Consider the following 25,770-nt stretch of genomic DNA (forward strand, 5'->3'; position numbering starts at 1 on the left):
GCTGGAGTACCTTGAGAAGTTGCTGGTAGTTTGATTCTAGTTTTACTTATAATGTTTTTTCCATATTTCTTACCAAACGAATACCTATATCTTTCTAAATCAAGTATCGTTACAATAAACATTGCGTTATATTTGTTTAAATTTTTATTGTATCCAATTGTTAAAGTGGTTGAGCCAATAAAATCTATTGGTTGGTATAGTGCATACCCTACTGAACCTTGCCCATCTCCAATAAAAACTATTGCATTTCCTGTTGATGATAGCTCTTTAACAAACTTAACTCTATTGATTACTCCATTATCTTTTTTCTTTGCTCCAATATAAAATATATCATCTCCGTCGTTGAGTAATAAAGAAGCATTATTACATTTTGCTTTTTCTATTTTAGTAAATAAATTACTAATTTCAAAAGAAAGCCAATTTTTTGGATCTAATTCAATTTTTTTTTGATTGCAAGATTTTCTTGACGGTATTTTTATTTTTTCAATTACGTTGTTAACATAAGAAGGTATACACTTTGGATGTGGGACAAGAATATGATCGATCGTTTTATTTGCTTCTCTACCATGAGAAGTATAGCGAAATCTATTTTTTGTAATTATGTAGCAATAAAAAAGTTTAACTTCTATTGGCATATTTTCATCTATCGCAGTAAGAACTTTAACATTTTGTGCGGTATAAAAAGGTTCTTGTTGTAAAAATGCACTTAAAAGATATTCTCCACCAAGCGAGATTGTAATACATCCACTATTAAATGGGAGTATGTTATTAAACTTTAAAACTTTACATATTACCCCACAATTTTTAGAGGTTCTGCTGATAAAATTGATACCATTTGTATCTTTAGTTTTTTCTAGCTTATTTAAGTCAAACTGACTACCATATTTAATAGAAAAAATTTCATTTAAAGGAACTAATTTACTCATTTTTAGAATTTAAAAATTGAAATGCTAAATACTCTTTGATTGTTTTAATAAAATCATTTTCATTTAAACTAGAGTAATCTGTTTCCATATAAGCTTCTGCACACCACTCATCATCGGTTGAAACGGATTGCATTACACTAAGTGTAGGCTTTGATTCTTTATTGATATATAAATTTAACATTTGCTCTTTTTTTTCTTGCCAAAAGCCTTGGTCAATTCTTCCTTTATGTTTTTTTAATACATAACCATCATCTTTAAAATACCCCAAAAATGTCTTTTTATTATTTGAATGTGGGTTATGTGCTTTGAAAACCAATATGGATGTTATTACTCCAATTGGATAAAATAAATCATCAGGCATTGAAAGCACAGCTTCTAAAGTGTGTTTTTCAAGCAATCTCTTTTTAACTTCTAAAACCTCTTTTTTATTTGAGACGACTGTAGACATTTGGCAAGTTGCAATACAAATTCCATCTTTTAATAAGCATTCTAAAGTATTTTCTATAAATTCTAATTGTTTATCTGCATTTCCGTCTTGATAAGGCGGATTTAAAAAACCTTTACTAGGCTTATATTTTTTAATTATTTCCTTATTTTTTTCATCGAAACAATTGCCGTATAAAATATGACTTTTTCCATCTCCTCTCATCATCATATTTGAACAAGCATGAGAAAACATGTCAGGTCTTTTCTCAATTCCAATTAATTGACTAGATTTAATATATTTTTGTTTATCTGTATTATTCCCTGCTTTTTTAACCATATAGTTCATTGCAGAAACTAAAAAGCCTGCTGTTCCGCAGCAAGGATCAAAAACAACGTCGTCAATACTTAGTTCAGCTATATCACAAAAAAAATCTGTAATATGAGAAGGCGTTAGTACAAGACCAGTCTTCTTATTGTTTCCTGCGTATCTTATAAATTGAGTATAAAATTTACCTAATATGTCAAATTCACTTTCATTTATATGTGGTAAAATATCTTGATTAATCGATAAAATAAAATCTTTTAGTAATGTATTAATCTCATCTTTTTTAGTTTTTTTATTACAAATTAAATCAGAATTAAAATCGTTATTGTTACTAAATTTTGAATACTCTGATATTATAATTTCCCTTTTTTCTAAGTCTAAACCATTTTTTTTTAAAACACTTTCGCAAGCTGAAAGTAAAGCAGCAATCAATTCTTTGTTCGATGTATGAAATTTATAACTATTTAAAAAAGGATCGTGTTGTAATGCTACTAAAACAGCACTAATTAAAGTACATCTCTCAACTTCAGGAATCGAATAATTATGCAAAAATTCATTATATTTTATTGCTTTAGCAATTAATTCTTCTTCTTTAAAAGGTTTTGACTGTTCCTTAATAACACTTTCAATTTCTGCTGATTTTAAAAGTGTTTTATCTTGAATATTTTTATAAGTGTAGTGTTTTTTTAACCATAAGAAAGTAGAAATTTTTTTGTCTTTCTCATTCTCTCCGCTAATAGCAATTGCTGTGATATTAAAGTCTTTACTTAAATAAGAAGCATATAACAAAACACCATCAACTGCATAATCTTTGTATTTTGTTCTATCTTTACTTTCGTGGTAAATCGTAGTTGCTTTGCATTCTATAATAATTAAATTATCAGGGTTGTCTTTAAAAGAAATAATAAATTCAGGTTTACCAATTCCGTTTCCACTCTTTGAAGCATTTTGCAAGAGTTTATTTATTCTTGGATTCTGTGATTTTTGTTCTTCTATTAAAATATTTTGATCATCGTAATAACCTTTTTGTCTTAAAAGGTTTCTAACAATATTTTCGGTAATACGTTCATTTAACATAATTAACTATTTGTATATTTTAAATCAATCCCGTTTCTTTCTTAAAAAAGCCGGTATGTCATGAATATCAGACTCTTTATTATCTTGATCTAGAGTATTAACAACAATGTTTTTGCGCTCTAAAGTTTGATTATTTGAAGCACGCAGAGAACCCCATATTTTTCCTAAAAATGATGGTTTTGGTGAGTCATCTTCAGATTTGTTGAAAGTATTTGCATGTAGCCCTAGCTCTTTTTCATTTCCGATAAAATTTTGATTTATTGGAGAGTCGGTAATTTCAATATTTTCGGTACTATAGCTGTTAAAATCAGGAATTTCTTCTATTTGTGTAGGTTGTACTATAGCTTCATTATAAGTTTCTTCAGGAACTATATTGGTAGTTTCAGCTATTGCGGGTTTATATGTCGGTACTTTATCGGCATCAATACCGGTAGCAACAACCGATACTCGGATAATTCCTTTTAATTCCGGATTAAATGTTGAACCGAAAATAATATTAGCATCAAGGTTATCTACTTCTTCTCTAATTCTATTAGCAGCGTTGTCAACTTCAAATAAGGTCATGTCGGAACCGCCTGTAATATTGATTAATACACCTCTTGCACCGCGCATTGAGCTATGATCTAGCAGCGGATTTGAAATTGCAGATTCTGCCGCTTTAATAGCTCTATCTTCGCCGCTAGCTTCACCCGTACCCATCATTGCTTTACCCATTTCGCTCATTACTGCTTTAATGTCGGCAAAATCAAGATTAATAAGTCCCGGCATAATCATTAAATCCGTTACTCCTCTAACGCCTGCATGTAATACGTCATCTGCCATTTTGAAAGCATCGGCAAACGTCGTTTGTTCATTAGCAATACGGAATAGATTTTGGTTCGGTATTACAATTAAAGTATCAACGAATTGCTGTAATTCAATAAGTCCTTTATCGGCAGTTTTCATACGATGACCGCCTTCAAAATGGAAAGGTTTAGTTACTACCCCAACCGTAAGGATGCCTAGTTCTTTAGCAATGCGTGCAATAACCGGTGCAGAACCAGTACCTGTCCCGCCGCCCATACCTGCCGTAATAAATACCATATTGCTATTTTCTAGGTAACTATGAATTTCGCTTTCTGATTCTTGAGCAGCAAGTGCTCCAACCTCAGGAGAAGCTCCTGCCCCAAGACCTCTAGTCGTAGAAACACCGAGTTGTATTTTGTTAGTGCATAAAGAATGTTCAAGCGATTGTGCATCGGTATTAGCTACTACAAAATTAGCACCTTGCAGATTAGCACTAATCATATTATTTACTGCATTACTACCTGCGCCCCCAACGCCGAAAACTGTAATGGTCGGTTTTAATACTATATTTTCAGGAGCTTTTATATTTAAAACCATGATAATCTTTTATTTATATAATTATGTTTAAGTATAATAAAAGATTTAGAAATTTCCATAAACTTTTTATGAAAAATGTGGATTATTTTCTTTTATAGTGAATTAACTTGAATTAAGGATGATTTATAAGAAATATTTTATTTTTTTAAGGGCATAGCGAATACCGCTAATGCTAATCCATTTATAGTATACTTATAAATAAATAAAAAGTAGGTGGTATTGCCCGCGTGGATCAATTTCCCCTCTGTCATCCCGTGGCTTGACCACGGGATCCAGTTAAAAATACTAAAATTATTAGTATTTTTATTGTTTTTACGGACTCCGTGGTCAAGCGAACTATGTAACACAGTGGGTTTTACCGGTCCATGCAACAATGCCAAAGCAGGTAGACGAAATTTAATTTGAAAAATTAAAAGATGATATAGAAATTACCCATAATTGCACCATGCTATAGCTATAGAACAATCTAATATAAAAGTATTTATCATTTTCTACCTTCATCTCGAAGCTCTTTAATAGTATAAGGTGTTAATGTATTACCTTTGCTGAATTCTCTTATTTGCTCTACTATATTATCCATTTTAGGTTTTTGAGTTATAGATATAATTTTTGCAACCGGCGTATTATGCTTACAAATAGTAATTTGTTCGCCGTCTTGTACACGCTGTATTAGATCGGAAAAATGAGCTTTTGCTTCTAGTAGGTTAATTTGATTAGATAAATTTTATTTCACGTAGGTAATATAATAAATAGACTAATTTAATATTATCCATATTTATAAGATTTTGTACAGTGATATTAATAGATTAAACTAATATCTTTGTATCAAACTTAGGATTGACTAACCATTTTTTCAGGAACTACTATTTTATCAAACTCTTCTCCGGATAAAAGATTGAGTTTTTTAGCTGCTTCTTTTAAAGTTATTCCGTGCTTATGTGCTTCTTTAGCAATTTTTGCAGCATTATCATAGCCTATATGCGGATTAAGAGCCGTAACAAGCATTAGAGATTTATCACGTAAATCATTAATGTGTGCTATATTGGGTTCTAATCCTTTAACACAGTGAGTAACAAAGCTATTTACGCTATCGGATAACAGCTCTATAGATTGTAGGATATTGTATATTATTACAGGTTTAAATACGTTAAGTTCAAGATGTCCGTTTGAGCCGGCAATAGTAACCGTAACATGATTTCCCATCACCTGACTGCATACCATTGTTAAAGCTTCGACTTGGGTAGGGTTTACTTTACCTGGCATAATCGAAGAGCCGGGTTCATTCTCAGGTAAATGCAGCTCACCAAGACCGCATCTTGGACCGGAGCCGAGCAGTCTTATATCATTTGCTATTTTCATTAAGCTAACTGCTATAGTATTAAGAGTTCCTGAAAATTCTACTAGTGCGTCATGGGCAGCTAGACTTTCAAATTTATTAGGAGCCGTTTTAAAAGGTTGTTTAGTAAACTCTGCCACTTTCTCAACAAATTTTATATCAAAGCCTATTTTTGAGTTAATACCTGTGCCGACTGCCGTTCCACCTTGAGCAAGTAGATAAACTTTTTTTAGTGCATCTTCTATGCGTTCTAAAGCATACTCTATTTGTGTAATATATCCGGAGAATTCCTGTTTAAGAGTTAAAGGAGTTGCGTCCTGCAAGTGGGTACGTCCTATTTTTATGATTTTATCCCAATCTTTTGACTTGTCTTGCAAAGAGGTAAGTAAATTATTCAAAGCCGGTATAAGTTGCTGTTTAGTTGCAAGTATTGTTGCTATATGCATAGCGGTTGGAAAAGAGTCGTTGGATGATTGTCCTTTATTAACATGATCATTAGGATGTACAGGAGATTTGCTGCCTTTCTTGCTTGTTAATTCTTCGTTGGCAATTGAAGCAATAACCTCGTTCATATTCATGTTTGTTTGTGTACCTGAACCTGTTTGCCAAACTACTAAAGGAAAATTATTATCAAATTCACCTGCTAAGATTCTATCCGTGGCTTTATCGATACTTTTAGCTATTTTAGCTTCTAAATCACCAAACTCATAATTAACCTGTGCTGCACATTTTTTTAAAATAGCAAGAGCACGAATTAAAATTTTAGGCATTTTTTGTTTGCCTATTTTAAAATTTTCTAAAGATCTTTGAGTTTGAGCCCCCCAATAAAATTTTTCTTCTATCTGAATTTCTCCAAAAGAATCGCTTTCGGTTCTGTAATTTTTCATAAATTGTTAAATGTTATATAATTATCTATTTTTTTCATAAAATGATCACTTACTACATTCAAATCTAATTGCTGGGCTAATTTAGCAAAGCTATAATATAATTTGTCTGTTAAAGAAGCTTTTTTTAGATTCTTAGCAATAAATATTAATGTGCTTTCTATCATAAGATTACGATTAAAACTATAAAATTTTTGCCAATGTTCGTTATATTTAGGTTCAGAAGATTCTATATAATCGGAATATATAGGTTTAGTAATTACTGCTTTACCTTGATATATATCAAATATAGTATTATTAATTAATCTTTCATTCTTGAGGTTATTGATCACTTTATCAAAAAAATTATTTAATATAGCCGTTGTTATCTCTTCTTCTGTAAGTTCATTTATAAATATGTCTAATTGTTTTTCAAAACTCTCGATAATTTGTTCATTTGGTCCCCTTTTTATGACTTTTCTCTCAAATTAATTGATATAATAAAAGTTTATGACTTTAATTTTAGTAGACTAAATATTTATATCGAAGTAAATAAAAAACAATATTTGATTTATTAAAAATATTATTTATGTAATGAATGAAAAATTATAGAAGTGGCATTTGATACATTAAGACTTTCTACTCTCTTAGAAATAGGTATTTTGGCTAAATAATCACATGTTTCTTCAACTAATCTTCGCATGCCTTTATCTTCTGAGCCAAATACTAATGCCATTTTGTTGGAAATTAATTTATCGGTAAAGTAGTCATTTGCAGAACCTGTTAGACCTATAATCCAAAAGCCGTATTTTTTAAGATGATTCATATATGAGCGTAAGTTAGTAACTTTAATTATAGGTATTAATTCTAAAGTACCGCAAGCAGCTTTAGCAATGCTGCCGCTTTCATTTGGAGAATTATCTTGAGGTAATATTATAGCATTTATATCAAAAGCAGCGGCACTACGAATAATTGCTCCAATATTTTGTGTGTCTGTTATTTGATCAAGAATCGCAATTTTACATTTTGGGTTTTTTATATCTACGTCCTCTAGATTGTAAGAAAAAATTGGTCTAACTTTTGCAGCTATTCCTTGATGTGTTTGGTTTTCCAGTAAATTAGATAAAATATCGTTATTAACAATTTCATAAGATCTAGTATCTATTAATTTTTTGTTTGTATCAAAAATTTCCCTAGTGCATAAAATATTTTCAATTTGACGTTTTGGATTATTTAGAGCAGAAAATACAGGATGTTTCCCATACATATAATAACAATTTTTAGAATCAAGTTTTTTATTTTGCATCTTATTGAAAACCGTCAGTAATTTGTTCTTGACAGAAACTACTATTTATTATAGAAAGTTACAACTAAATAAATGTGCAAGCTGCTATTTGTTTATTTGATGATTCGGCAAGAAGTTTTATTAGGTCCTAATACTAATTATATATTGTATTTTACAGTGAATTAGTCTATTTAATACAGTAAAGTTCTTTAGGAGGGGTGGCCGAGTGGTCAATGGCAGCAGACTGTAAATCTGCCCGCGTAAGCGTTCGAAGGTTCGAATCCTTCTCCCTCCACCACTTAAATGGTTCAGGGAAGCGTATCATTTTATTTTAAAAGATTCATGTATATATGTTTAATTTTATTTAAAAATAAAACATAATTATGTATATTTATAAATCTGAATAAAATTGATATAGCATTGTTAACAAAATAGCTTTGAAATTATTTTATTAACAGTGCCACAATGCGGGTGTAGCTCAATGGTAGAGTTCCAGCCTTCCAAGCTGGCTGTGTGGGTTCGATTCCCATCACCCGCTCCAGAGATAGTGGTAACAAATAAATTTAGCAAAAAATGCACTTATAAAAAATTAACTTGTATTAAACCTAATTGTAGAGAGTAATAACATGGCAAAAGTAAAATTTGAACGAACTAAACCGCACGTTAATATAGGTACAATCGGTCACGTAGATCACGGTAAAACTTCCTTAACGGCAGCAATAACTATAGTACTTGCTAAGACAGGTGGAGCAAAAGCTACAGCGTATGATCAAATTGATGCTGCTCCTGAAGAAAAAGAAAGAGGTATAACTATTTCTACTGCACACGTAGAATATGAGACTAAAAATAGACACTATGCACACGTAGATTGTCCGGGACACGCTGACTATGTAAAGAACATGATAACCGGTGCTGCTCAGATGGACGGTGCAATATTAGTAGTTTCTGCTGCTGATGGTCCTATGCCGCAAACTAGAGAGCATATATTACTAGCAAAACAGGTGGGGGTACCTGCTATGGTAGTATTCTTAAATAAAGTAGATATGGTGGATGATCCTGATCTATTAGAACTAGTAGAGATGGAAGTAAGGGAATTATTATCAAAATACGGTTTCCCGGGTGATGAAATACCTATTATTAAAGGTTCTGCACTTCAAGCTTTAGAAGGAAAGCCTGAAGGTGAAAAAGCTATTAATGAGTTAATGGATGCAGTAGATAACTATATACCGCAGCCTGTAAGAGCTACGGATAAACCTTTCTTAATGCCGATAGAGGATGTATTCTCTATTTCAGGAAGAGGTACTGTTGTAACCGGTAGGGTAGAGTTAGGAATAATTAAGGTAGGTGAAGAAATTGAAATAGTCGGTCTAAAAGATACGCAAAAAACTACCTGTACCGGTGTAGAAATGTTCAGAAAATTACTTGATGAAGGACAAGCCGGAGATAATGTCGGTATATTACTACGTGGTACAAAAAGAGAAGAAGTTGAAAGAGGACAAGTTCTCGCAAAACCTGGTAGCATAAAACCGCATGATAAGTTTGAAGCTGAAGTATATGTGCTTAGTAAAGAAGAAGGTGGACGTCATACCCCATTTACTAATGACTATCGTCCGCAGTTCTATTTTAGAACAACAGACGTTACCGGTACAATAAAATTGCCTGCTGATAAGCAGATGGTTATGCCTGGAGATAATGCTACTTTTACAGCGGAATTAATTAAACCGATTGCTATGCAAGAAGGGTTAAAATTCTCTATACGTGAAGGTGGTAGAACAGTGGGTGCCGGCGTAGTAACTAAAATAAATAATTAATTGATTTTATAAATACCTATTATTAAAAAATAATAGGTATTTATATTTTAAGATGTCTGAAAAACATCTTGCTGTTTAAATATTAGGTTTACTGAATGAAAAATAAAATTAAAATTCGTTTAAAATCATTTGATCACCGTAGTCTTGATCAAGCTACAAAAGAGATAGTTAGTGCTGTTAAAAGAACATTTGCTAACATTAATGGTCCTATTCCTTTACCTAGAAAAATTGAAAGATTTACCGTAAATAGGTCTCCTCATGTACATAAGAAGTCAAGAGAGCAATTTGAAATTAGAAAGCATAAAAGATTATTAGTTATAGATGATCCGAATCCGGCGGTTGTTGATGCTTTAAGTAAAGTTGATTTAGCAGCAGGTGTTGATGTAGTGATTGAATTAGAGAGTGGGGAATAAATGAGAACCGGTATAATTGCTCAAAAAATTGGGATGACTAGTGTTTTTAATGATAAAGGAGAAAGAATTTCTTTGACATTAGTAAAAGTTGATGATTGTCAAGTGGTAGGGCATAAAACTCTAGAAAAACATGGATATAATGCTTTGGTTATAGGTATAAAAGATAAAAAAATATCTAGAGTAACCAAGCCTATGAAACAAGTTTTTGCTAATGCTAAAATATCTCCTAAAACTAAATTAAAAGAATTTAGAATTTCTGAAGAGAATTTTATTGATATAGCAGCAAATCTAGAAGTAGATCATTTTACGGCAGGACAATTTGTGGATATAACGGCAACTACTATAGGTAAAGGGTTTGCTGGTAGTATGAAAAGACATAATTTTAGAGGTCTTGAAGCTTCTCACGGTGTTTCTATATCCCATCGTTCGCACGGTTCTACAGGACAAAGACAAGATCCAGGAAAGGTTTTCAAAGGCAAAAAAATGGCTGGTCATATGGGATGTAACCAAGTTACTATTCAAAATTTGAAAATATTTGCCGTTGATAAAGAGCGTAAGCTTATTATGATTCAGGGTAGTATACCTGGTCACAAAAATTCGTATCTTTCAGTAAAAGATGCAATAAAAAAGATTTCAATAACTGTATAATAGATATTTAGAGGCTATCAGTAAATGAATTTTAATTAATAATTAAAGAGTTTTTTTAGCAAAAATTGATAAGATTTTTTTGAAATATGAATAATATTTCTGCAAAAATCTTATAATTTACAGCAAAAAAGAATTAAATTATCGGTTAAAATTTGTTTACTGATAACCTCTTAGACATGTTTGTTAAGGTTAAAGATTATTAAATTAACAAAACGCCATGCAATATTATTTATATAAAAGTTTTATATAAGACTGTATAAGGTTAAATAAAGATGAAAACTAAAATATTAAGTCTTGCTAATGAAGAAGTTGGTGAGATTAGCTTAAACGAAGATATATTTGCTGTTGAATTTATCAGAGATGATATAATAAAGCAGGTTATTGATTGGCAGAGAGCTAAAGCAATGTCTGGTAACCATAAAACTAAAACAGTATCAGAAGTATCAGGAACCACAAAAAAACCTTTTAAGCAAAAAGGTACAGGTAATGCAAGACAAGGCTCCCTTAGATCGGTACAGATGCGTGGTGGTGGTGTAGCTCACGGACCTAGAGTACGTAGTCATGCAACAAAGTTACCTAAAAAAGTACGAAAACTTGGTTTAATTCATGCTTTATCCGAGAAATTCGCTGAAGGAAAATTATTAGTAATAGATTCTTTAAAGCTAGATAAGCCTAAAACTTCTGTTCTTGTAAATATATTAAACAAATTTCAAGGGAAAAGTTTCTTTGTAATAGACGGAAATGAAGTAGATACTAATTTTTCTTTAGCTGCAAAAAATATTTATAATACTGTGATTGTTCCACAAATAGGAGCAAATGTTTATGATATAATACGACATGAATATGTCCTATTATCACAAGAAGCAGTGAGCGTTTTAGAAGAGAGGTTAAGATGAGTTCTTATAAATACTACGATTTAATTAGAAAACCTATTATTACAGAAAAAACTACAGCCCTTTCGGAACAAAATAAATACGCTTTTTATGTAGATAAATTTGCTGAAAAACTTACTATTAAAAAGGCTATAGAAGAAATATTTAAAGTAAAAGTAAAAAAAGTGAATATTTTAAACGTTAAAGGTAAGAAGAAAAGATTTAAAGGAATTATAGGAACTCAAATCAATAGAAAGAAAGCTATTGTTACATTAGAAAAAGACCATAATATCGATTTTGCCGGAGGAATTAAATAAATGGCTTTAAAAAACTTTAATCCAATTACTCCTTCTCTTAGAGAGTTAGTTCAAGTTGATAAAACTAGTTTATGGAAAGGCAGACCTTTAAAATCTTTGACCAAAGGTATATCTAAAACCGGTGGACGAAATAATCAAGGTAGAATTACTTCTTGGCACAGAGGTGGAGGACACAAAAAATTATATCGTATTATTGATTTTAAAAGAAATAAAATAGATATTTCTGCTATTGTTGAAAGAATAGAGTATGACCCTAATAGAACTGCTTTTATTGCTTTGATAAAATATGAAGATGGGGAATATTCTTATATTCTAGCACCGCAAAAATTATCTGTAGGTGATAGAGTAATATCAAGCCAAGATGCTGATATAAAAATAGGAAATTGTTTACCTTTAAAATTCATTCCTATCGGTACTACTTTACATAATGTTGAAATGAAAGTGGGTAAGGGTGGTCAAATTGCAAGGTCTGCAGGTACTTCAGTAGATCTAGTGGGTAAAGATTCAGGGTATGCTCAGATTAAATTAAGATCAGGTGAGTTTAGGTTAGTACCTTTAGATTGTAAAGCTACTATAGGTAGTATATCTAACCCGGATCAAAAAAATATTAATTTAGGCAAAGCTGGTAGAAATAGATGGCTCGGTTGGAGACCGCATGTTAGAGGTGTAGCAATGAATCCTGTAGATCACCCTCATGGCGGTGGTGAAGGTAAAACTTCAGGAGGACGCCATCCTGTTACTCCTTGGGGATTCCCAACAAAGGGTAAGAAGACACGTAAAAATAAACGTACTTCAAAATTTATCGTAAAGAAAAGAAAATAGATTTTAAATTAATTAGGTATTAGTATGGCACGTTCAATATGGAAAGGGCCTTTTGTAGACGGTTATTTAATAAAGAAAGTTCAAAAATTAATGGAATCAGGTAAATCTGAAATGATTAAAACTTGGTCTAGAAGATCAACGATTTTGCCTATTTTTGTAGGGTTTACCTTTTCTGTTCATAATGGAAATAAATTTATTCCGGTTTCTGTAAATGAAGAAATGGTTGGAAGAAAATTAGGTGAGTTTGCTCCTACTAGAACATTTTACGGTCATGGAGCAGATAAAAAAGTCAAAAGAAAGTAAAGATTTATATGGTACAGGAAAATAAAAATTTTGCTACGGCAAAAGCTAAATCTATTAGAGTAAGTCCAAGGAAACTAAATTTAGTTGCAGCTTTTATTAGAAATATGAAAGTATCTGAAGCATTGGTACAATTAACTTTTTCTCCTAAAAGAATTGCAAAAGTTGTAAAAGATTGTTTACAATCTGCTGTTGCAAATGCTGAAAATAATTTAGGTCTAGATATAGATAGATTGGTTATTACTAAAGCGACTGTAGGTAAGGCTTTAGTAATGAAAAGAGTTATGCCAAGAGCAAAAGGAAAAGCAACTAGAATAAATAAGTTTTTTAGTAATCTTTATATAACTGTTACAGAAAAAGAGGATAATTAAAATGGGGCAGAAAGTTTGTGCACATGGTTTTAGAGTTGGACCGACTTTAATTAAAGGTTGGGATTCCGTATTATATGCAGAAAAACATTATAAAACTCTTTTTATACAAGATTTAAAAATTAGGGGTTTAATAAATAAGGGTTTTAATCAAGCTCAAGTTAGTAGAGTTTTAATTGAACGTCCTTCTAATAAAAGTATTATAATTAATATTAATGCCAAAAAACCAAATATCATTATCGGTAGAAACGGTAGTGAAATTGATAAGCTAAAAAAAGCTATCGAGAAAATGACTTCTTTAAAAGAAGTTTATATAAATATTCACGAAGTTAGAAAATTTAATATAGATGCTGCTATAGTAGCTCAAACTATAGCACTACAGCTTGAAAAAAGAGTTTCTTTTAGAAAAGCCATGAAAACAGCAATTCAGGCTTCATTTAAACAAGGTGGACAAGGTATAAGAGTTAGTTGTTCAGGACGACTTGGAGGTGCTGAAATTGCTAGAACCGAGTGGTATATAGAAGGAAGAATGCCGTTACATACTTTAAGAGCTGATATTGATTATTCAACAGCTGAGGCTATAACTACTTATGGAGTTATAGGGGTTAAAGTGTGGATTTATAAAGGTGAATATACAGAAAATAAAAGATATAATTAATTTTAAGTATTAAAATGTTAGCTCCGAAAAAACAAAAATTTAGAAAAGCTCATAAAGGTAGAGTTGCTTCAAAAGCAAAAGCAGGTACGACGCTTGCTTTTGGATCATTTGGTCTAAAATCTATAGACGGTTGGCGTGTTACTGCAAGACAAATAGAAGCAGGAAGAAAAGCTGCTACTAGATGTATGAAAAGGCAAGGAAGATTATGGATTCGCATTTTTCCGGATGTTCCCGTTTCTAAAAAGCCTGCCGAAGTAAGAATGGGTAAAGGTAAAGGTTCTCCTGAATTTTTTGCAGTTAGAGTTTCGCCTGGAAGAATTATGTTTGAAATTGAAGGGGTAGAAGAAAATGTTGCACTTAGAGCTTTGGAGCTTGCAAGTGCAAAATTACCTGTTAGAACAAGGATAGTGAGACGTTATGAATGATTTAAAATTATTAAGAAGTAAGTTATCTACTGAAACAATAGAAGAGCTTTATAAAAACCTTAATCTTTTAAAAAAAGAATTGTTTAATTTAAGATTTCAACAAGCTTTAGGTGAGTTAAAAAATACTAGTAGGTTTTCGTTAGTCAAAAAGTCTATAGCACGTATTAAAACTGAATTAACAAAAAGATCTAATAGTGAGGAATAAAATGCCGAAAAGAGTGTTACAAGGCGTGGTTATAAGTTCAAAAGCTGATAAGACGGTTACAGTAAAAGTAGAAAGAAAGTTTAAGCATCCTATTTATAAAAAGTTCGTGAAAGTATCTAAAAAATATGCTGCTCATGATTCAGAAAATAAATATCAAGAAGGAGATAAAGTTAGTATAATTGAAAGTCGTCCTATCTCAAAAACCAAAACATGGTTAGTGGTAAATGGGGAATAAAGTTTTTTAATCTTTGACTTTATAAGGTAGATTGTTTATTTTATCTCTCGTGTATAAAAAATTGGAAGTAGTTTATGATTCAAATGCAGAGCATCTTGGAAGTTGCAGATAATTCCGGTGCTAAAAAAGTTATGTGTATTAAAGTTTTAGGTGGCTCTCACCATATGGTGGCAAAGCTGGGTGATGTTATAGTTGTATCTGTTAAAGAAGCTATATCCGGCGGTAAGGTTAAAAAGGGCGATGTTTATAAAGGTGTGATTGTTCGTACAAAGACCGGAGTAGTAAGACCTGATGGTAGTACAATAAAATTTGATAAAAACGCATTAGTGCTTTTGAATAAACAAGATGAACCTATCGGTACTAGAGTTTTCGGTCCTGTTACAAGAGAACTTAGAGCGAAAAAATATGTTAGAATAATGTCGCTTGCAGAGGAAGTGTTATAAATGATTAAATTAAAAGTAAAAAAAGGTGATGAAGTTGTTGTTATTACCGGAAAGCACAAAGGAAAAAAAGGTAAAATATTAAAAGTTTTTCCTGAGGATAGTAAAGTAATTGTTTCTGGAGTAAATTTAGTAAAAAAGCATACTAAACCTAATCAAATGAGTGAAGGCGGGATAATAACTAAAGAATTACCTATACATATCTCAAATATTGCACACATCGATCCAAAAACTGGTAACCCTACCAAAGTAGCTTTTAAATTCTTAGAAGACAGTTCTAAGGTTAGAGTAGCAAAGAAATCAGGGGAAATTATCGGTAAGGAAGGTAAATAATGTTAAGATTTAAAGAATTATATCAGCAAAAAATTATTGAAAACTTACAAAAAGAATTTTCTTATAAAAATAAGCATGAAATACCGCAAATTAAGAAAATTGTTATAAATATGGGACTAGGGGAAGCGATAGCCGATTCCAAAGTAATTAATAATGCGGTAAATGATCTTACTTTGATTTCCGGTCAGAAGCCGGTTGTAACGTTAGCAAGAAAATCTATTGCAACCTTTAAGTTACGCGAAAGTATGAAAATAGGCTGCAAGGTTACATTACGTAAAGATAGAATGTATGATTTTTTAGAAAGGCTAGTAATTGTTGCGTTACCTCGTGTTAAAGAATTTCGCGGTTTTTCTTATAAAAGTTTTGATGGTAAAGGGAATTTTACTTTTGGATTAAAAGAGCAGATAGTTTTTCCTGAAATTAATTACGATAAAATCGATACAATAAGGGGTATGGATATTGCAATCGTTACATCTGCTAAAACAGATAAAGAAAGTAAGTTTTTGTTATCAGGGTTTAATTTACCTTTTTATAATTAATTTTTAGGATATATATAATGGCAAAAGTAAGTTCTATAAAAAAGAACGAAAGTAGAAAAAAAAAATCACAAAGTTTACATAATAAACGTTCAGCACTAAAAAGTAAAATTTATGATAAAAATATTTCATTAGAAGAGCGTTTTTCTTTGGTAATGTCACTTGCACAATTACCTAGAAATTCATCATCTACTAGAATAAGAAATAGATGTGAGCTTACAGGTAGACCAAGAGGTGTTACAAGAAAATTCGGTATATCTAGGAATAAGCTTAGGGAATTAATAGGTAGAGGCTTAGTTCCCGGTGTAGTTAAGTCAAGTTGGTAAAAGTCGATAGGTAAATAATATGTCAATGACGGATAATGTAGCAGATATGTTAACTAGAATTAGAAATGCTTATAAAAGTAAATTGATAAATGTTTCTTTTCCTAGTTCTAAAATTAAAACTTCAATTTTAAATGTTTTGCAAAAAGAAGGTTATATAAAAGATTATGTAACTACTCAAAAAAATAATATTAGTTATACTGAGGTAGCTTTAAAATACTCTGTAAACGGTGATGCTTCTATATGCGAAATTCATAGAGTATCAAAGCCTGGAAAAAGAGTATATTCTGCTATTAAAGATTTGAAAGGATATTATAATAATATGGGTATATATATTCTTTCTACTCCTTACGGTGTTATGTCTGATAGAGAAGCTCATATTAAAAATGTCGGCGGCGAAGTAATTTGTAAAGTATTTTAAGGTAAAAAATGTCACGTGTTGGAAAATTGCCGATTACTATACCTGAAGGTATAAAAGTTGGTTTAAATGATTTAGAAGTAAAAATATCCGGACCTAAAGGCGAATTATCAAAAACTTTTAAAGGTAATATAGCAATTTCATTGGCAGAAAATAAGCTTTTAGTAAAACCTTTAGCCGCAAATAAAAATGCACGTGCTATGTGGGGTACTGCAAGAAGCATAATATCAAATATGGTTACTGGCGTTAAAGACGGGTTTAAGATTAAACTTGAAATTAACGGAGTCGGTTACAGAGCAATGGTAAAAGGTAAATATTTAAATTTAATGCTTGCTAAAAGCCATAATACAAAAATTGAAATACCTTCAGATATTAAAATAGAGGTGCCTAAGCAAAATATTATTATTCTTGAGGGAACAGATAAAGAAAAATTAGGACAATTTGCCTCAATTATTATAAAACAGAGACCACCTGAGCCTTATAAAGGAAAAGGGATTAAATTTGAAAATCAATTTATACCGCGTAAAGAAGGTAAGAAAAATTAAATTTAAGAGTTAAATATGCGTAGTGCTAAGCTAAAATTTGAAAAAAGAAGAAGTAGAATAAGACATAAAATATCTAAAACATCTAGTAGAGTTAGATTATCGATATTTAAATCAGGTAGACATATATATGCACAAATTATTGATGATTCTAAGTCTATAACGATTGCTTCTGCTTCAACTTTAGATGAGAAAATAAAAAAATTAAAAAAATCTCATTGTAATATTGAAAATGCTATCAAAGTAGGTGAAGAAATAGCAAAAAAAGCTGATTCTGCAGGGATAAAAGAAGTAGTATTTGATAGAGGCGGATATAAGTATCACGGTGTTGTAAAAGCTCTAGCTGATGCAGCTAGAGAGAAAATAAAATTTTAGGTTATAAGGTTGTAGTAATGTCTAAAGTTAAAAAAAATGAAGAGACTTTAAGCGAAGTTTTAGTTGATGTAAATAGAGTTACAAAAGTAGTAAAAGGCGGTAGAAAATTTGCTTTTTCTGCTTATGTAGTTGTCGGTGATAAAGCTGGCAGAGTCGGAGCGGGACACGGAAAAGCTAAAGAAGTAAACGAAGCTCGAGGAAAAGCAAAACAAGCCGCTAAAAAGAGAATGATGAAAGTGCCGTTATATCAAAATAGGACTATTCACCATGACGTTGTCGGTAAAAGCGGAGCTGCTAAAGTGATTTTAAGAAGAGCTAAAGCAGGTACTGGCGTTATAGCCGGAGGGTCTATGAGAGCAATTTTTGATTCTTTAGGCGTTCATGATATTGTTGCTAAATCAATAGGTTCAACGAATGTTTATGCAATGATTTCTGCAACATTTGATGCCTTAAATAAACTTGCATCACCAAAATCTATTGCTATGAGAAGAGATAAAAAAGTAAATGAAATATCTGTAAAATCCTCTGATATTCAAGTTAATGAATAATGTTGCGTTAAGTATAGGTGAAGTTATGAATAATAAGATTAATAATATAAAAATTACTCAAGTTAAAAGTGCTATAGGTCGTAAGTATGATCAAAGATTGACATTAGTTGGGCTTGGTTTAAACAAAATTAATAAGAGCGTTATTCTTAAAAATACTAACTCAATCAAAGGGATGGTTGAAAAAGTAAAGCATTTGTTAAAAATAGAAAATATGTAATTAGAGTTTTTAAATGAAATTAAATGAATTATATAATAATATAGGTGCTAAAAAAAATAAGAAAAGAATAGCACGCGGTATTGGTAGCGGTAAAGGAAAAACCGGTGGTAGAGGAATTAAAGGTCAAAAATCTAGATCTGGCGTTGCAATAAAAAGTTTTGAAGGTGGTCAAACACCTATGATCAAAAGACTACCTAAAAGAGGATTTAATTGTATTTCAACTAAAAAATACAATATAATAAATATTTATAATATTGAAGAAGCATTAGCCGATGGGCGTTTAAGTGCTGCTGATACTATTACAAAAGAAAAATTGGTAGAAGCCGGAGTAGTTAATAATAAAAATAATAAGAAATTAGTGAAATTATTATCTATTTGTAGTGATGATTTCGCTTCTCCCCTATCATTAAAATTAGATGCTTATTCTTCTAAAGCTAAGGATTTAATCGAAAAAGCAGGTGGAAAATTATTATAGTATATGGGGCAGAATTTTTCTAAAAAATCCGGTAATGATTTAGTTAGTCGCATTGTTTTTACTATTCTCATTCTTATAGTATGTAGATTTGGGTCTTTTATACCTATACCAGGTATAGATTCAATTGCTTTAAGTAGTGTGGCTGAAAAGAATCAATCCGGAATACTCGGAATGTTCAACATGCTATCCGGAGGATCGCTAGGTAGAATGTCTATTTTTGCTTTAGCAATTATGCCGTATATTACCGCCTCAATTATTATCCAATTAATGTCAGTTGCATATAAACCTTTAGAAAATTTAAAAAAAGAAGGGGAAGTTGGTAAAAGAAAAGTAAATCAGCTATCGAGATATTTAACGGTTCTGCTTGCTTCTTTTCAGGCTTATGGAGTTGCTATAAGTTTAGAGTCGATTATAACAAATACTGGTCCTGTAGTAATTTTAGCGGGTTTTTTCTTTAGGGTTACAACCGTAATTACTTTGGTTGTAGGCACTATGCTATTAATGTGGTTAGGAGAACAAATTACACAACGCGGAATAGGTAACGGTACATCTTTAATTATATTTATAGGTATAATTTCGGGAGTACCTAGTGCTATTATTAGTATGTTTGAATTATCAAGAAAAGGAGCATTATCGCCTTTAATAGCGTTAGCTGTTTGTATTGGAGTAGTTGTATTAATAGCTATAATTATATTTTTTGAAAAGGCTCAAAGAAAATTATTGGTACAGTATCCTAAAAGACAAGTAGGAAATAAAATTTATGGAGGAGAAGCAACGCATATGCCTCTTAAATTAAATACTTCTGGTGTAATACCTCCAATATTTGCTAGTTCAATTTTACTATTTCCTGCTACGCTTGCTAATTTTTCTAATAGTAATTCAGAAACTATGGCCATGCTTACTTATTACTTAGGGCATGGAAAACCCGTATATATTTTATTATATGTAGCATTAATTATGTTTTTTAGCTTTTTTTATACTGCAACAGTATTTAATTCTGAAGAAACTGCTAATAATTTAAGAAAATACGGTGCTTATATTCCGGGTAAAAGACCAGGGAAAAATACGTCTGATTATTTTGATTATATACTTACAAGGCTTACGGTTATAGGTGGGATATATTTAAGTGTAATATGTGTAATTCCGGAGCTATTAATGAATAAGTATGTAATTTCTCTTTCTTTAGGAGGTACGAGTTTTTTAATTGTAGTGAACGTGGTACTTGATACTATGACTCAGATTCAAACTTACTTATTTAGTAGTAAGTATGAAGGTTTAATGAAGAAAGTAAAATTAAAAAATTAAAAATGAGCTTAAAAATAGTGATAGTAATTTTTTTAGGTCCTCCAGGAGCCGGAAAGGGAACACAAGGAAAAAAGATAGCTAAAAAAATTGATTTACCACATATAGCAATCGGTGATATATTTAGAACAATTATTAAAACATCAACTAGTGAAGCAGAGTTAATTAATAATTATGTTAAGCAAGGGGAGCTTATCCCTAATGAAATAGTTAATCAAGTAATTAAAAATTTTTTATTATCCTCTGAATATAAAAACGGCTATATATTAGATGGATATCCACGTAATTTAGAGCAAGCAAAATTCTTTGAATCATTTATTAAAGAAAAAATTAAAATAATATATTTTGATGTTCCAGATGAATTATTAATTAAAAGAGTTTTAGGAAGATATAGTTGTAAAAATTGCGGTAAAATATATAATAGTTACTTCTTGCAGCCTAAAACTGATAATGTATGCGACGTTTGCGGTTCAAGTACATTTGACTATAGAAAAGACGATAATGAAGAAGTAATAAAAAAAAGAATTGAAGTATATAAAACAGAAACATATCCGTTAATAGATTATTATAAGAATAGTGGTAATTTTTATATAGTTAATGGAAGTAAAAATGAACAAGAAATAGAAATTGATATACAGAAAATACTAAAAATAAATTGACTTTATCAAAGATTTTTATATTATTTTCTAGTTACCAGTAAAATTTTGGAGATTATTTGTGGCAAGGATTGCAAGTGTTAATATTCCCGATAATAAACGTTTAGTTGTGAGTTTAACTTACATTTACGGTCTTGGGCCTACTATGGCATCAGAGATCTGTAATAAAGCAAAAATATCGAAAGATAAAAAAGTTAAAGAACTTACGGATCAAGAGTTAATAAGCTTACGTAATATTATTGAAAGTGAGTATAAAGTTGAGGGTGATTTAAGACGAGAAGTTACGCTTAATATTAAGAAGAAGAAAGATATAAGATGTTATCAAGGGCTTAGACATATACGTAAGTTGCCGGTGAGAGGACAGAACACGCATTCTAATGCTCGAACTAGAAAAGGTAAAGCTATTGCGATAGCCGGAAAGAAAAAAGCTGTAAAATAATAGTTTAAGTATAGAGTATAAATAATGAATCAGACGGTTAAAGTTAAGAAAAAGAAAAAAACTATCACTCTGGGTGTTGTGCATATCCGAGCATCATTTAATAATACTATAGTAACATTTACTGATATCCAAGGTAATACTATTTCTTCTGCATCGGCAGGAGGTAATGGGTTTAAAGGGGCAAGAAAAGCAACACCTTATGCAGCTCAAGTAACAATTGATAGAGCATCGGAAAAAGCAAAAGAATATGGTCTAAAAACTATTTCTATTAGGATTGGAGGGCCGGGAGCTCAGCGTGAATCAGCAATGAGAGCTTTATTCGGGCAAAATTTTGTGGTTACATCAATTTTAGATGTATCGTCAATTGCTCATAATGGAGTAAGACCGCCAAAAAGAAGAAGAGTATAAGAGAATCATAGGTATTAAATGTTATCGTTAAGTAAAAATTGGAATACTTTAATAAAGCCAAATAAAGTCGCTTATGAAAATTTTCCGGAAACCAATAATAAAGCTAAAATTGTAGTTGAACCTTTAGAAAGAGGTTTTGGTTTAACACTCGGTAATGCTATGAGAAGAGTATTACTTTCTTCTTTGCAAGGAGCAGCTATCACTTCTATAAAGATCCCTGCTATAGAACACGAATTTTCTTCTATACCTGGTGTAAAAGAAGATGTATCGGAAGTGATTTTAAACATTAAAGGTATTGAAGTAAAAATGCATGTTGCGGAAAAACGTATCATGAAATTAAAAGCAACAGGACCTTGTGTTATAACGGCCGGTATGATTGAAACAGGTCATGATGTAGAAATACTGAATCCGGATCATGTAATTTGTAATCTAGCTAAGAACAAGCAGCTCGAAATGGAATTAACTTGTAAGGTTGGTAAAGGATATGTACTTAGCACAAATAGCTATGAGGATAATTTACCTATTGGTGAAATAGCTATAGATGCTTTATTTAACCCGGTAAAGAGTGTTACTTATAAAGTAGAAAATACTAGGGTAGGTCAGGTTACCGACTATGATAAATTAATTATGTTTGTAGAAACTAACGGTGATTTATTACCTGAAATGGCTGTAGGTTTAGCTGCACGTATTCTACAAGAGCAATTACAATTATTTATTTCTTTTGAAGAACAGGAAGAAGATAAGCAAGTTAAAACTGATGCTTTACCGTTTTTACCTTATTTACTTAAGAGAGTTGATGAATTGGAATTATCAGTTAGATCGGCAAATTGTTTGAAAAATGATAATATAATATATATAGGGGATTTAGTAAAAAGAACGGAATCTGATATGCTGAGAACTCCAAATTTTGGTAGAAAATCTTTAAATGAGATTAAAGAAATATTGGCAAAATTTAATTTAAGATTCGGTATGGATGTACCGGATTGGCCACCGGAAAATATTCAAGAATTATCTAAACGTTATGAAGATTCTTATAATTAAGGACTAATAAAAATGCGACATAAAATTAAAGGTAGAAAGTTAAATGTAACAAGTAGCCATAGGCAAGCAATGCTCGCTAATATGGCTGTAGCACTTGTAACTCATGAACAAATTAAAACTACTTTACCAAAAGCTAAGGAATTAAGACCTTACATTGAAACTCTAATTACTAAAGCTAAAAAAGCTGATTTAACGGTAAGAAGAAGCGTTTTATCAAAAATAAAAGATAAAAAAGCAGTAGCAAAGCTTATAAATATTTTAGGTACCAGATATAAAGATAGACCTGGCGGTTACACTAGAATAATAAAAGCCGGATTCCGTTATGGTGATTTAGCACCGATAGCATATATTGAATTTGTAGATAGAGATATTAATGCTAAAGGAAATATACAGCAAGATGCTAATGAAGAAATTAAAAATTAAAATATAAGGGACTCGGTAATGGCTAATCATTCTTCAGCAAAAAAAGCTGCTAGACAAACAGTAAAAAGAACTCTAATCAGTAAAAAAAGATCTAGTGCAATAAAAACTTTTATAAAGAAAGTTGTACATGAAATCAGTCTTGGTAATAAAGAAAATGCTAACTTAGCTTTATCTGTTGCTCAGTCTAAGATAATGCAAGGTGTGAAAAAAAATATAATTAAATTAAATACCGCTTCAAGAAAAATCAGCAGGTTATCAAAACAAATAAAAAGTTTGAACGAAAGTAAATAACACTTTATAGATAATTTAAAAGCAAGAGCTAATAAAATTTTGCTAAATTACTTATATATACTTCTTATTAATTATAAATAATGTTATTTTACTAATTAATAAAAAATATGGGCGATTAGCTCAGCTGGTAGAGTATCTCGTTTACACCGAGAGTGTCGGCGGTTCGAGTCCGTCATCGCCCACCAATCGAAAGTTTTTAGTATTTCAACGAAAACATCAAACAATCCATGAGCCTTAAACTCAAGCTTTTCAGTTTTAAATGTTACAATAGTTAAATCTATCAAAAAAACAGTATCTTTGTGAAATGGCATTTCTAACTAATTATATATTAGTTAATAGTTTAATGCCATTGCAAGAAAATTACAAAATAATTGACGAAATAATCCAGTAAAAAAATACTAAATTTTAGCATTTTTTATTGGAAGTGAAGTGCAACTTACTATTAGCTTATTTTTACCTATTCATTAGTGACGTTAATAGTATGATAATAAACTAATTGAGAGAAAAAAATATTTATGCGTCAATCCGGTACTCATATCCTCATATACTTTTTGTATGTTGCAGTGTGAGGTGAGTGTTTCCTCTTTATAAGATTAGGTTATGCAAGAGGTTTATTGATGATTTCCTATTTTACCTTATTAACCCTAAATCTTTTTTTGTAATTCTTTTTATATAATTATTTGGTGTATCTGTATTTTTATTAGAAATAGTATTGTTATTAATTAATTGTTTCCCGATTCTATTTACTATATTTTCTGTGCCGCTTAGTTCTAATTTCTTTTTTAACTGTATCGTTTTATATTCTTTATGATCGTTAGTATTTGTATTTTCAACTGCTTTTGTTAACAAGCTTTTATGGGTAGTTATTTGTTCTGGTTGTTTATAAAAAGGATTATGTGTTCTATTTATATCTTTTAGTACGTCTACTATTATATTTTGTGATGTTATTTTTTTTGTATCAGCATATTCTAATGCTGTCCTTAGTGTTATTTCTTTACTAAGCTGATTAAATCTTTGTTGTTTTTCTTGATCGGTAAATTTAAAGTAATTCTTATCTTGTAATAAAGCGGTTAATGCTTCAGTTTGAACAGCTTGTTTATATCCTATCTCTGCTAATTCTTGGATATTTTTATAATTACCTATATCTGTTTTTTGTTTTTCTTGATTAATATTATGGTTTAACTCCTTAATTAACTTTATTCTATCCTGAATCTGATTTACTGAATCTTTAGAACCTTTTAATGATTGTAATCCTATATTTATTGATGAAATTATTTGTGCTACACCACCACCGATTATAGCTGCAGATACCACTGCTACGTTTACTATATTACTTATTCCATTTGTTATAACCGATGCTATAAATAATGATTTGGTATTTTGAGTATTTTTACCTTTCGTTTGATTCGGATCATTATGTATATATAAATCATCTTTTAAAATATCTTTTAACTTCGGGTCAATTTTTAAAAGAGCTTGTTGTTTACTCAAATCGTCACGATGTTTTACTAATAATTTATTTTCTTGTGTAAGAAGACGTATCTTTCGAGTATGTACTACATCTATTATTGCTTTACCTACTATAGATGTTGCCATGGCAGCAGCTGATACAAACATAAATGGAGCTGTTGCGGGTGCTATAGTTGCCAGCATAATACTACTTGCTATTAATCCGAGTACGCTAGCTGTGGTTTTATTAAAAAGAATCTTTCCTGTTATGTTGCTTATTTTCTTTATATTACCCCATGTTTTTGAGGTCTTAATCCTATTTAGAATATTAGATGTTCTTGAGTTAGCTTGTGCTTTATGCTCACTATTTGGCTGTTGTTCATGGTTTTTTAAGGCGTTTGTGCCTCTATTCATTAATTTTTGTATCCGTTCTTGCTCTATTATATATAAATCATCTTTACTTTTTGCTGTTTCTTGAGAAATTATATGCTCCAAGTTACGCCTTTGTATAACTTCTATATCATCCATACTTCTAAATATTGGAGACTGCTTTTTAGGTGCTGTGTCTATATTATTATATGATGCCTTTTTTTTCTGTTCCTTTACAATATCTAAATCTTCTTCTAGTGATTGTGCATATTTATTTTCTTCTTCTATAGGTTTTGCCATTCTATTCGCTCTATTTGTATGCCTTTAATCTGTTTTAGGGTGCATTATAGATAATTATTAAAATTTGTTAATAGTTATCTATAATTAAATTACTTAAAATACAAATTTAAGGTAAATCTTTGTCATGAGTTAGTGTTAATAAGAACAAAGAGAGATAAATAATAACATAAACTAACTAAAAATTATTGTA

38 protein-coding genes and 3 tRNA genes are annotated in these 25,770 nt (G+C 30.8%); 32 read left to right on the forward strand and 9 right to left on the reverse strand.

Annotated features, from left to right (window positions below; genetic code table 11):
* The 8 genes from SB78_RS02335 to rlmB all read right to left on the reverse strand — a co-directional run.
* Positions 1–926, reverse strand: a 926-nt coding sequence (locus SB78_RS02335; RefSeq protein ID WP_041078315.1) for a restriction endonuclease subunit S, incomplete at its 3' end; no start/stop codon positions are given.
* Entirely contained in the window at positions 919–2,754 is a 1,836-nt protein-coding gene (locus SB78_RS02340) for an HsdM family class I SAM-dependent methyltransferase (protein WP_041078317.1), read from the reverse strand. The genes SB78_RS02340 and SB78_RS02335, both read right to left, overlap by 8 nt.
* A 24-nt stretch (positions 2,755–2,778) precedes the next feature.
* Complete coding sequence (gene ftsZ, locus SB78_RS02345) at positions 2,779–4,137, reverse strand: cell division protein FtsZ (protein ID WP_041078320.1); 1,359 nt, start codon at positions 4,135–4,137, stop codon at positions 2,779–2,781.
* A 137-nt stretch (positions 4,138–4,274) separates the two neighbouring features.
* Positions 4,275–4,508 (reverse strand): hypothetical protein, encoded by a 234-nt coding sequence (locus SB78_RS09995; RefSeq protein ID WP_199402711.1) that lies wholly within the window; start codon positions 4,506–4,508, stop codon positions 4,275–4,277.
* A 113-nt stretch (positions 4,509–4,621) separates the two neighbouring features.
* On the reverse strand, positions 4,622–4,846 hold the full coding sequence (locus SB78_RS02350; protein ID WP_241773680.1) for a type II toxin-antitoxin system Phd/YefM family antitoxin: 225 nt from the start codon (positions 4,844–4,846) through the stop codon (positions 4,622–4,624).
* A 122-nt stretch (positions 4,847–4,968) separates the two neighbouring features.
* A complete protein-coding gene (fumC, locus tag SB78_RS02355; RefSeq protein WP_041078323.1) occupies positions 4,969–6,360 on the reverse strand; it encodes a class II fumarate hydratase in 1,392 nt (463 codons plus the stop codon).
* A complete protein-coding gene (locus tag SB78_RS02360; protein WP_041078325.1) occupies positions 6,357–6,809 on the reverse strand; it encodes a hypothetical protein in 453 nt (150 codons plus the stop codon). The genes fumC and SB78_RS02360 overlap by 4 nt, the downstream gene beginning before the upstream one ends.
* Before the next feature lie 110 nt (positions 6,810–6,919).
* Entirely contained in the window at positions 6,920–7,642 is a 723-nt protein-coding gene (rlmB, locus tag SB78_RS02365; RefSeq protein WP_041078327.1) for a 23S rRNA (guanosine(2251)-2'-O)-methyltransferase RlmB, read from the reverse strand.
* Between the two features lie 191 nt (positions 7,643–7,833).
* Here rlmB and SB78_RS02370 point away from each other — a divergent pair.
* The 32 genes from SB78_RS02370 (at position 7,834) to SB78_RS02525 (ending at position 23,647) form a co-directional block, all read left to right on the forward strand.
* A tRNA-Tyr gene (locus SB78_RS02370) sits at positions 7,834–7,919 on the forward strand.
* Between the two features lie 169 nt (positions 7,920–8,088).
* A tRNA-Gly gene (locus tag SB78_RS02375) sits at positions 8,089–8,162 on the forward strand.
* Between the two features lie 85 nt (positions 8,163–8,247).
* Positions 8,248–9,432, forward strand: coding sequence for an elongation factor Tu (tuf, locus tag SB78_RS02380; RefSeq protein WP_041078329.1), 1,185 nt, complete (start codon positions 8,248–8,250; stop codon positions 9,430–9,432).
* A gap of 95 nt (positions 9,433–9,527) precedes the next feature.
* Complete coding sequence (rpsJ, locus tag SB78_RS02385) at positions 9,528–9,845, forward strand: 30S ribosomal protein S10 (RefSeq protein ID WP_011270629.1); 318 nt, start codon at positions 9,528–9,530, stop codon at positions 9,843–9,845.
* Positions 9,846–10,493, forward strand: a complete 648-nt coding sequence (gene rplC, locus SB78_RS02390; RefSeq protein WP_041078332.1) for a 50S ribosomal protein L3 — start codon at positions 9,846–9,848, stop codon at positions 10,491–10,493.
* Between the two features lie 272 nt (positions 10,494–10,765).
* The gene (rplD, locus tag SB78_RS02395; protein WP_011270631.1) at positions 10,766–11,389 is read left to right on the forward strand and encodes a 50S ribosomal protein L4; all 624 of its coding nucleotides are present in this window, start codon (positions 10,766–10,768) and stop codon (positions 11,387–11,389) included.
* Positions 11,386–11,682 (forward strand): 50S ribosomal protein L23, encoded by a 297-nt coding sequence (gene rplW / locus SB78_RS02400; RefSeq protein ID WP_041078335.1) that lies wholly within the window; start codon positions 11,386–11,388, stop codon positions 11,680–11,682. The genes rplD and rplW overlap by 4 nt, the downstream gene beginning before the upstream one ends.
* Complete coding sequence (rplB, locus tag SB78_RS02405) at positions 11,683–12,504, forward strand: 50S ribosomal protein L2 (RefSeq protein ID WP_017442486.1); 822 nt, start codon at positions 11,683–11,685, stop codon at positions 12,502–12,504. It begins immediately after the preceding gene.
* Between the two features lie 24 nt (positions 12,505–12,528).
* The gene (gene rpsS, locus SB78_RS02410) at positions 12,529–12,807 is read left to right on the forward strand and encodes a 30S ribosomal protein S19 (RefSeq protein WP_012148990.1); all 279 of its coding nucleotides are present in this window, start codon (positions 12,529–12,531) and stop codon (positions 12,805–12,807) included.
* A gap of 8 nt (positions 12,808–12,815) precedes the next feature.
* Complete coding sequence (gene rplV, locus SB78_RS02415; protein ID WP_041078343.1) at positions 12,816–13,175, forward strand: 50S ribosomal protein L22; 360 nt, start codon at positions 12,816–12,818, stop codon at positions 13,173–13,175.
* Position 13,176: 1 nt separating this feature from the next.
* On the forward strand, positions 13,177–13,830 hold the full coding sequence (rpsC, locus tag SB78_RS02420; RefSeq protein WP_041078344.1) for a 30S ribosomal protein S3: 654 nt from the start codon (positions 13,177–13,179) through the stop codon (positions 13,828–13,830).
* Between the two features lie 14 nt (positions 13,831–13,844).
* Entirely contained in the window at positions 13,845–14,255 is a 411-nt protein-coding gene (gene rplP, locus SB78_RS02425; protein WP_011270636.1) for a 50S ribosomal protein L16, read from the forward strand.
* Positions 14,248–14,460: a 50S ribosomal protein L29 gene (gene rpmC / locus SB78_RS02430; protein WP_041078345.1), complete on the forward strand. Its 213-nt coding sequence runs from the start codon at positions 14,248–14,250 to the stop codon at positions 14,458–14,460. Before rplP ends, rpmC begins: the two co-directional genes overlap by 8 nt.
* Before the next feature lies 1 nt (position 14,461).
* Positions 14,462–14,695, forward strand: coding sequence for a 30S ribosomal protein S17 (gene rpsQ / locus SB78_RS02435; protein WP_039594825.1), 234 nt, complete (start codon positions 14,462–14,464; stop codon positions 14,693–14,695).
* A 74-nt stretch (positions 14,696–14,769) separates the two neighbouring features.
* Positions 14,770–15,138 (forward strand): 50S ribosomal protein L14, encoded by a 369-nt coding sequence (rplN, locus tag SB78_RS02440; protein ID WP_041078350.1) that lies wholly within the window; start codon positions 14,770–14,772, stop codon positions 15,136–15,138.
* A complete protein-coding gene (gene rplX / locus SB78_RS02445) occupies positions 15,139–15,468 on the forward strand; it encodes a 50S ribosomal protein L24 (protein ID WP_041078358.1) in 330 nt (109 codons plus the stop codon). It abuts the gene before it with no gap.
* Positions 15,468–16,007, forward strand: coding sequence for a 50S ribosomal protein L5 (gene rplE, locus SB78_RS02450; protein ID WP_041078360.1), 540 nt, complete (start codon positions 15,468–15,470; stop codon positions 16,005–16,007). The genes rplX and rplE overlap by 1 nt, the downstream gene beginning before the upstream one ends.
* 17 nt (positions 16,008–16,024) lie before the next feature.
* A complete protein-coding gene (rpsN, locus tag SB78_RS02455) occupies positions 16,025–16,330 on the forward strand; it encodes a 30S ribosomal protein S14 (protein WP_011270640.1) in 306 nt (101 codons plus the stop codon).
* A gap of 19 nt (positions 16,331–16,349) precedes the next feature.
* The gene (gene rpsH / locus SB78_RS02460; protein WP_041078363.1) at positions 16,350–16,748 is read left to right on the forward strand and encodes a 30S ribosomal protein S8; all 399 of its coding nucleotides are present in this window, start codon (positions 16,350–16,352) and stop codon (positions 16,746–16,748) included.
* An 8-nt stretch (positions 16,749–16,756) separates the two neighbouring features.
* Positions 16,757–17,290, forward strand: coding sequence for a 50S ribosomal protein L6 (rplF, locus tag SB78_RS02465; RefSeq protein ID WP_041078365.1), 534 nt, complete (start codon positions 16,757–16,759; stop codon positions 17,288–17,290).
* 15 nt (positions 17,291–17,305) lie between these two features.
* On the forward strand, positions 17,306–17,662 hold the full coding sequence (rplR, locus tag SB78_RS02470) for a 50S ribosomal protein L18 (RefSeq protein WP_041078367.1): 357 nt from the start codon (positions 17,306–17,308) through the stop codon (positions 17,660–17,662).
* Positions 17,663–17,679: 17 nt separating this feature from the next.
* Positions 17,680–18,210 carry a 30S ribosomal protein S5 gene (gene rpsE / locus SB78_RS02475; protein ID WP_041078369.1) on the forward strand — a complete coding sequence of 177 codons (531 nt, stop codon included), beginning with the start codon at positions 17,680–17,682 and terminating at the stop codon, positions 18,208–18,210.
* A gap of 25 nt (positions 18,211–18,235) precedes the next feature.
* Positions 18,236–18,427 carry a 50S ribosomal protein L30 gene (gene rpmD, locus SB78_RS02480; protein WP_041078386.1) on the forward strand — a complete coding sequence of 64 codons (192 nt, stop codon included), beginning with the start codon at positions 18,236–18,238 and terminating at the stop codon, positions 18,425–18,427.
* 13 nt (positions 18,428–18,440) lie between these two features.
* Entirely contained in the window at positions 18,441–18,902 is a 462-nt protein-coding gene (gene rplO / locus SB78_RS02485; RefSeq protein ID WP_041078371.1) for a 50S ribosomal protein L15, read from the forward strand.
* 3 nt (positions 18,903–18,905) lie between these two features.
* Positions 18,906–20,207 (forward strand): preprotein translocase subunit SecY, encoded by a 1,302-nt coding sequence (gene secY / locus SB78_RS02490; RefSeq protein WP_041078372.1) that lies wholly within the window; start codon positions 18,906–18,908, stop codon positions 20,205–20,207.
* 17 nt (positions 20,208–20,224) lie between these two features.
* Positions 20,225–20,863, forward strand: a complete 639-nt coding sequence (locus SB78_RS02495; RefSeq protein WP_041078387.1) for an adenylate kinase — start codon at positions 20,225–20,227, stop codon at positions 20,861–20,863.
* A gap of 58 nt (positions 20,864–20,921) precedes the next feature.
* Complete coding sequence (gene rpsM, locus SB78_RS02500; protein WP_041078373.1) at positions 20,922–21,299, forward strand: 30S ribosomal protein S13; 378 nt, start codon at positions 20,922–20,924, stop codon at positions 21,297–21,299.
* 24 nt (positions 21,300–21,323) lie between these two features.
* Positions 21,324–21,707 carry a 30S ribosomal protein S11 gene (gene rpsK, locus SB78_RS02505; RefSeq protein ID WP_008580920.1) on the forward strand — a complete coding sequence of 128 codons (384 nt, stop codon included), beginning with the start codon at positions 21,324–21,326 and terminating at the stop codon, positions 21,705–21,707.
* An 18-nt stretch (positions 21,708–21,725) separates the two neighbouring features.
* Complete coding sequence (locus SB78_RS02510) at positions 21,726–22,748, forward strand: DNA-directed RNA polymerase subunit alpha (RefSeq protein ID WP_041078374.1); 1,023 nt, start codon at positions 21,726–21,728, stop codon at positions 22,746–22,748.
* A 12-nt stretch (positions 22,749–22,760) separates the two neighbouring features.
* Complete coding sequence (rplQ, locus tag SB78_RS02515; RefSeq protein ID WP_041078375.1) at positions 22,761–23,171, forward strand: 50S ribosomal protein L17; 411 nt, start codon at positions 22,761–22,763, stop codon at positions 23,169–23,171.
* A gap of 18 nt (positions 23,172–23,189) precedes the next feature.
* Complete coding sequence (gene rpsT, locus SB78_RS02520) at positions 23,190–23,462, forward strand: 30S ribosomal protein S20 (RefSeq protein ID WP_041078376.1); 273 nt, start codon at positions 23,190–23,192, stop codon at positions 23,460–23,462.
* Between the two features lie 109 nt (positions 23,463–23,571).
* Positions 23,572–23,647, forward strand: a tRNA-Val gene (locus SB78_RS02525).
* 445 nt (positions 23,648–24,092) lie between these two features.
* Here SB78_RS02525 and SB78_RS10000 read toward each other — a convergent pair.
* Positions 24,093–25,580, reverse strand: coding sequence for a hypothetical protein (locus SB78_RS10000; protein WP_041078377.1), 1,488 nt, complete (start codon positions 25,578–25,580; stop codon positions 24,093–24,095).
* Positions 25,581–25,770: the final 190 nt, after the last annotated feature.

It is taken from the genome of Rickettsia asembonensis (genome assembly GCF_000828125.2).
Classification (GTDB): domain Bacteria; phylum Pseudomonadota; class Alphaproteobacteria; order Rickettsiales; family Rickettsiaceae; genus Rickettsia; species Rickettsia asembonensis.

Coding starts and splice junctions, on each gene's coding strand:
- SB78_RS02340 (WP_041078317.1), bottom strand. CDS start 2,754: ATGTTAAATGAACGTATTACCGAAAATATTGTTAGAAACCTTTTAAGA.
- ftsZ (WP_041078320.1), bottom strand. CDS start 4,137: ATGGTTTTAAATATAAAAGCTCCTGAAAATATAGTATTAAAACCGACC.
- fumC (WP_041078323.1), bottom strand. CDS start 6,360: ATGAAAAATTACAGAACCGAAAGCGATTCTTTTGGAGAAATTCAGATA.
- rlmB (WP_041078327.1), bottom strand. CDS start 7,642: ATGCAAAATAAAAAACTTGATTCTAAAAATTGTTATTATATGTATGGG.
- tuf (WP_041078329.1), top strand. CDS start 8,248: ATGGCAAAAGTAAAATTTGAACGAACTAAACCGCACGTTAATATAGGT.
- rpsJ (WP_011270629.1), top strand. CDS start 9,528: ATGAAAAATAAAATTAAAATTCGTTTAAAATCATTTGATCACCGTAGT.
- rplC (WP_041078332.1), top strand. CDS start 9,846: ATGAGAACCGGTATAATTGCTCAAAAAATTGGGATGACTAGTGTTTTT.
- rplD (WP_011270631.1), top strand. CDS start 10,766: ATGAAAACTAAAATATTAAGTCTTGCTAATGAAGAAGTTGGTGAGATT.
- rplW (WP_041078335.1), top strand. CDS start 11,386: ATGAGTTCTTATAAATACTACGATTTAATTAGAAAACCTATTATTACA.
- rplB (WP_017442486.1), top strand. CDS start 11,683: ATGGCTTTAAAAAACTTTAATCCAATTACTCCTTCTCTTAGAGAGTTA.
- rpsS (WP_012148990.1), top strand. CDS start 12,529: ATGGCACGTTCAATATGGAAAGGGCCTTTTGTAGACGGTTATTTAATA.
- rplV (WP_041078343.1), top strand. CDS start 12,816: ATGGTACAGGAAAATAAAAATTTTGCTACGGCAAAAGCTAAATCTATT.
- rpsC (WP_041078344.1), top strand. CDS start 13,177: ATGGGGCAGAAAGTTTGTGCACATGGTTTTAGAGTTGGACCGACTTTA.
- rplP (WP_011270636.1), top strand. CDS start 13,845: ATGTTAGCTCCGAAAAAACAAAAATTTAGAAAAGCTCATAAAGGTAGA.
- rpmC (WP_041078345.1), top strand. CDS start 14,248: ATGAATGATTTAAAATTATTAAGAAGTAAGTTATCTACTGAAACAATA.
- rpsQ (WP_039594825.1), top strand. CDS start 14,462: ATGCCGAAAAGAGTGTTACAAGGCGTGGTTATAAGTTCAAAAGCTGAT.
- rplN (WP_041078350.1), top strand. CDS start 14,770: ATGATTCAAATGCAGAGCATCTTGGAAGTTGCAGATAATTCCGGTGCT.
- rplX (WP_041078358.1), top strand. CDS start 15,139: ATGATTAAATTAAAAGTAAAAAAAGGTGATGAAGTTGTTGTTATTACC.
- rplE (WP_041078360.1), top strand. CDS start 15,468: ATGTTAAGATTTAAAGAATTATATCAGCAAAAAATTATTGAAAACTTA.
- rpsN (WP_011270640.1), top strand. CDS start 16,025: ATGGCAAAAGTAAGTTCTATAAAAAAGAACGAAAGTAGAAAAAAAAAA.
- rpsH (WP_041078363.1), top strand. CDS start 16,350: ATGTCAATGACGGATAATGTAGCAGATATGTTAACTAGAATTAGAAAT.
- rplF (WP_041078365.1), top strand. CDS start 16,757: ATGTCACGTGTTGGAAAATTGCCGATTACTATACCTGAAGGTATAAAA.
- rplR (WP_041078367.1), top strand. CDS start 17,306: ATGCGTAGTGCTAAGCTAAAATTTGAAAAAAGAAGAAGTAGAATAAGA.
- rpsE (WP_041078369.1), top strand. CDS start 17,680: ATGTCTAAAGTTAAAAAAAATGAAGAGACTTTAAGCGAAGTTTTAGTT.
- rpmD (WP_041078386.1), top strand. CDS start 18,236: ATGAATAATAAGATTAATAATATAAAAATTACTCAAGTTAAAAGTGCT.
- rplO (WP_041078371.1), top strand. CDS start 18,441: ATGAAATTAAATGAATTATATAATAATATAGGTGCTAAAAAAAATAAG.
- secY (WP_041078372.1), top strand. CDS start 18,906: ATGGGGCAGAATTTTTCTAAAAAATCCGGTAATGATTTAGTTAGTCGC.
- rpsK (WP_008580920.1), top strand. CDS start 21,324: ATGAATCAGACGGTTAAAGTTAAGAAAAAGAAAAAAACTATCACTCTG.
- SB78_RS02510 (WP_041078374.1), top strand. CDS start 21,726: ATGTTATCGTTAAGTAAAAATTGGAATACTTTAATAAAGCCAAATAAA.
- rplQ (WP_041078375.1), top strand. CDS start 22,761: ATGCGACATAAAATTAAAGGTAGAAAGTTAAATGTAACAAGTAGCCAT.
- rpsT (WP_041078376.1), top strand. CDS start 23,190: ATGGCTAATCATTCTTCAGCAAAAAAAGCTGCTAGACAAACAGTAAAA.
- SB78_RS10000 (WP_041078377.1), bottom strand. CDS start 25,580: ATGGCAAAACCTATAGAAGAAGAAAATAAATATGCACAATCACTAGAA.